This is a genomic window from Lysobacter antibioticus HS124 (assembly GCF_000336385.2).
GTDB lineage: Bacteria > Pseudomonadota > Gammaproteobacteria > Xanthomonadales > Xanthomonadaceae > Lysobacter > Lysobacter firmicutimachus.
The window spans coordinates 1-4,868 of record NZ_HG424561.1; the positions used below are offsets into that span (position 1 = coordinate 1).

6 protein-coding genes are annotated in these 4,868 nt (G+C 69.3%); all 6 read right to left on the reverse strand.

Annotation, left to right across the window (positions count from 1 at the left end; translation table 11 throughout):
- Positions 1-210: hypothetical protein (locus TX83_RS22955; protein WP_186442650.1), on the reverse strand; the 210-nt coding region annotated here is incomplete at its 3' end.
- 553 nt (positions 211-763) lie between these two features.
- Positions 764-1,633 (reverse strand): PhzF family phenazine biosynthesis protein, encoded by an 870-nt coding sequence (locus tag TX83_RS18965; protein ID WP_064749555.1) that lies wholly within the window; start codon positions 1,631-1,633, stop codon positions 764-766.
- A gap of 191 nt (positions 1,634-1,824) precedes the next feature.
- Complete coding sequence (locus TX83_RS18970; RefSeq protein ID WP_064749556.1) at positions 1,825-2,046, reverse strand: hypothetical protein; 222 nt, start codon at positions 2,044-2,046, stop codon at positions 1,825-1,827.
- A 140-nt stretch (positions 2,047-2,186) separates the two neighbouring features.
- Positions 2,187-2,408, reverse strand: a complete 222-nt coding sequence (locus TX83_RS18975) for a DUF6289 family protein (protein ID WP_141233575.1) — start codon at positions 2,406-2,408, stop codon at positions 2,187-2,189.
- Positions 2,409-2,748: 340 nt separating this feature from the next.
- The gene (locus TX83_RS18980; RefSeq protein WP_064749558.1) at positions 2,749-3,396 is read right to left on the reverse strand and encodes an HAD hydrolase-like protein; all 648 of its coding nucleotides are present in this window, start codon (positions 3,394-3,396) and stop codon (positions 2,749-2,751) included.
- 2 nt (positions 3,397-3,398) lie between these two features.
- Complete coding sequence (locus tag TX83_RS18985; RefSeq protein ID WP_064749559.1) at positions 3,399-4,574, reverse strand: phosphoglycerate kinase; 1,176 nt, start codon at positions 4,572-4,574, stop codon at positions 3,399-3,401.
- Between the last annotated feature and the right edge of the window lie 294 nt (positions 4,575-4,868).

The following is a 4,868-nucleotide window of genomic DNA, read 5'->3' on the forward strand; positions in this document are numbered from 1 at the left end:
GCCCGAACCACCGCCACCGGAGCCGCCGCCGCCCGAACCGCCGCCACCGGAGCCGCCGCCGCCCGAACCATCGCCGCCGCCCGCACCGGGGTTGAAGTTGGATTTGACGCCCCCCGAACCGGAACACCCGGTGGTCGAGACCGTCGCCGCGGCGATGCACGCGGCGAGCAGGCTATAAGAAAGGGCCTTGAGCAGGGTCTGAGAGTCCATCACGTCCTCCTGTAGCGGCGCGCGGCCGCCTCGTGCCTGAGATGGTCAGCCAGGCCGCGCTCGCTGGGGGCACGACTTCGGGCCAGGCGCCGACAACACACTTTCGAGGTGCTTTTAAGTGTGCATCGCGATTTAGCCTGCTCCCGTTCATCGCAAATAAAACGTGATCAAAGTCTCTTTTTAGATAGAAGCACGCCACTTTCTGACAGCCGGCGCGCTTGGTGAGCGAAGGTGATTTTCGTTCATTTTCCCGGGCAGAAACGCAAATCCCCCGACCGGCAGGACAGTCCGCAGGTCGCTGCCGCGAGCCGGGCCGCCCGGGGTCTTTCGGCCGCCGAAGCGGCGGACCAACGACCACCCAAACGTGCACGAATGCGCTCCATGCGCGTGCGTACGCAAATTCGGCCAGGACCCGGGCGATGCGATGCAGACTCGCATTTGTTTACGCATCGTCTAGACATTCAGACATCGACTACGCATTCAGCTTGACCGGCAATGCGCGCATCGCGCGCCACATCGGCCGGACGCGATCGCGGCCCGTACGCCAGGCCGTTCACCAGATCAGGCGACCGCGAATCGTCGCCTGTACTTCGCCGCCGACCCACACCTCGCCGTCCTCGTCGACGCCCACCTCGACACGGCCGTCGCGGCCCAGCTCGCGCCCCTGACTGACCCGGTAAGCGCTGCCTGGCGCGACGCGTCCGGCCTCAAGCAAGGCCGCGGCGATCGCCGCGTTGGCGCTGCCGGTAACCGGATCTTCGTCGATGCCGTCGCCGGGACAGAACGCGCGCACCACGTAGTCCGCATCGGCGCCCTCGCCGCCGCGCGCGAACACCGCCACGCCCAGCGCATGGCCGTCGGTCGCGGCGCGGATCGCGGCGACATCCGCACGCAGACCGCGCACCGCGGCCTCGTCCGCCAGTTCCAGCAGCCACCATCGCGGTCCGTTGTCCCATAGCCGCACGTCCAGCGTACCGCGTGCGGCGCCGGCGAAAGCCCGCTCGATCGCGCGTGGCCGGACCTCGTCGACCTCGCAAGGCCGTGCGCGCGGCGCGCGCACGGCGATGCGGACGCGCGCGCCGCTGCGCTCGACCCGCACCGGCAAGCGACCGGCCGCGCAGTCCTGCAGCAATTGCCCGGCCGCAGCCGGCGCCCAGCCGGCGTCGAGCGCGGCCCAGGCCGCGCCGACGCTGGGATGGCCCGCGAACGGCAGTTCCTGCGTCGGAGTGAAGATGCGCACGCGGTAGTCCGCGCCAGGAGACGGCGGCAGCAGGAAGATGGTTTCCGGCAGATGGGTCCAGGCGGCGAAGGATTGCATCCGCGCGTCGTCCAGATCGTCCGCATCCAGCACCACCGCGAGCGGATTGCCGGCGCCGACCCGTTCGGCGAACACGTCCAGTTGCAAATAACGGCGCGATCTCATGCGCGCAGCCTAACGCCGATCGGCGCCGCGCCGCGAGGGAGTTGCGCTCGCGGGGCATCGCGCATCCTGACGCCGCACGGCGCTCGAGCGGGACGAGAAAACCGCCGCACGACGCGCTGGAAGGACGACGCGACGGCGTCGCATCGCACGGCAAGAAGACGGTGCGGCGCAGCCGCACCGTCCGCCATCGATCAATCGCAGTACCAGGTGCGCTTGTCGTAGGTCGCGGTATGGTCGCCCCAGGACAAGTATTCGCCGCTGCAGTGCGCGGTGGCGCCGCCGACGACTTCGCCGTCAGTGCCGAAGTACGTGATCGAATACCCCTGGCCCGGCGGTGCGGCCAGGACGTTGCCGGCCAGCGCGAGCGCGCCGGCGAACGCGGCCACGGCCGCGGCGGTGATGAAGTGACGCATGTGGGTCTCTCCTGTCGTGACGACGATCGGTAAGACGACTCCGCCCATGCGGCGGCGATCCATTACGAAAGGCCCGCTTCGACGGGCCCTCCGGCGACGTGGCCGTCGCGACGGCCGGCATGGGATTCGGCGCGCGGAACTCAGCTTTCGGCCGCGCAGCCCTGCACGAAGCGCTTGTTCTCGGTGGCCTGGCCCCAACGGCCGTCGGCGGCGCCGCAGCCCGCGGTCCACTTGCCGACCTGCGCGCCTTCGGCGTCGTAGTAGTACCAGGTGCCCTGCCAGCTGAAGGCCAGAGCATTGAACGACACGCTACCCGCCAGCGCCACCGCGAACACGGCAGCGAACATTCCGATACGACGCATGCAGTCTCTCCCTTTGGTGCGGCGCCAATTCGCCGCTCGCGCACCATAGGCCAGCCCTGCCGCACCGGCATAAAACCGGCGTTAAGCGATTGTCATCACTTTTCGCAAACGTGATTGCTATCGCGATTGCCGCGCGCCCCGCAGGAGCGGCGCAAGCCGCGCCAGGCAACGCGCAGAACAGACCACGACGACGCGCTGCCGTCGCCGGACGCCGCGAGCGGCGACCGGGCACGATCGCGAACGCTGCAGAGCGACCACCTGCGCCGCTTGTTTCACCCGAGAAAACGGCAAAGGCGCAGCGTCGGATCGATGGCGGGCCGGACGCCGCGAGGCGATGCCGTCAGGCGGCGAACAATTCCGGCAACTGCGTCGGCGAACGGGCCAGCCGCTGAGCGCCGGCCTCGCGCAGTTCGTCCTCGCTGCCGAAGCCCCACAGCACGCCGATGTGGCCCATGCCGTGCTCGGCCGCGCCCTCGATGTCCATGCGCCGGTCGCCGATCATCAGGCAGTCCTGCGCACGCAATTCCAGACGTCGCAGCGCCTCGCCGATCAGGTCGACCTTGTGGGTCAGGCGGCCGTCGACGGTCGAGCCGACGACGTCGTCGAAACGATCGCCGAACGGCAGGTGGGCGAGGATCTTGCGCGCATTGTCCTCGTTCTTGGCGGTCACCACCGCCAGGCGATGGCCCGCCGCGTGCGCCGCATCCAGCATCTCGGATACGCCGTCGTAAACGGTGTGCTCGGTCCAGCCTTCGCGGCCGTAACGCTCCAGGTACAACGCCACCGCCTGCTCGACGCGCGCCGCGTCGCCGAGCAGGGGCAGGAAGCTGGTGCGCAGCGCCGGCCCGATCCAGCCGCGCAAGGCCGCCTCGTCGGGCACCGGATGCTCCAGCCGCTCCAACGCGTAAGCGATGGAGCGGGTGATGCCGAGCGAGGAATCGATCAGGGTGCCGTCGAGATCGAAGAACAGCGCGGGGCGGACGCTCACGCTCAACCCGCGCGCTGCTTCAGCGCGGCCACCGCCGGCAGTTCCTTGCCTTCCAGGAATTCGAGGAAGGCGCCGCCGCCGGTGGAGATATAGGACACCTCGCCGGCGATGTCGTACTTGTCGACCGCGGCCAGGGTGTCGCCGCCGCCGGCGATCGAGAACGCCTTCGACGCGGCGATCGCGCGCGCCAGCGTCTCGGTGCCCTTGCCGAAGGCGTCGAACTCGAACACGCCGACCGGCCCGTTCCAGACCACGGTGCCGGCGCTCTGGATCAGCTCGGCGTAGCGGGCGGCGGTGTCCGGGCCGATGTCCAGGATCATGTCGTCGGCGGCGACCGCGTCGACCGCCTTGACCGTGGCCGGGGCGTCGGCGGCGAAGGCCGGCGCCACCACCACGTCGGTCGGCACCGGGATGTCCGCGCCGCGCGCCTTGGCGTCGGCCATGATCTGCTTGGCGGTGTCGATCAGGTCGGTTTCGACCAGCGACTTGCCGACGCCGTGCCCCATCGCGGCGATGAAGGTGTTGGCGATGCCGCCTCCGACGATCAGCTGATCGACCTTGGACACCAGCGAGGACAGCAGTTCCAGCTTGGTCGAGACCTTGGAACCGGCGACGATCGCCAGCAACGGCCGCGCCGGGTTGTCCAGCGCCTTGGCCAGCGCGTCGAGTTCGGCCATCAGCAGCGGGCCGCCGGCGGCGACCTTGGCGTGGCGGATCGCGCCGTGGGTGGACGCCTGGGCGCGGTGCGCGGTGCCGAACGCGTCCATCACGAACACGTCGCACAGCGCGGCGTACTGCTTGGACAGGGCCTCGTCGTCCTTGCCCTCGCCGACATTCATGCGGCAGTTCTCCAGCAACACCAGTTGGCCCGGCTGCACTTCGACGCCGCCGACCCAATCCTTGACCAGCGGCACCTCGATGCCAAGCAGCTCGGACAGGCGCTTGGCCACCGGCGCCAGCGAATCAGCCTCACTCCACTGGCCTTCCTGGGGACGGCCCAGATGCGAGGTGACCATCACCGCCGCGCCCTTCTCCAGCGCCAGCTTCAAGGTCGGCAGGGCGGCGAGGATGCGCTGTTCCGAAGTGATCCGGCCATCGTCGATGGGCACGTTGAGATCTTCGCGGATCAGCACGCGCTTGCCGGCGAGATCGAGATCGGTCATGCGGACGATGGACACGGGGCCTCCTGAGGCGATGCGGGAAATGCGGACGGGGGACGCGACCGGCGCAGCCGGCGCCGGGCCGACTATTGTCGCGGCGCGGGAGGCCGAAAGGAACCGTTGGGGCTGAATGGTGGGGATTGGGGATTGGGGATTCGGGATTGGGATCAGGACGTCAAAGCCGCAGCCCTTGCCCTTGCCTTTGCCGTGAACGGCTTGGCGCCGCTTGGATCTCGCGAGAACGCCCTGCAGCCCCGTAGGGCGGCCCGCAGGGATGCGGGCCGTGCGCAGCCAGGCCAGGGATGGCCTGTG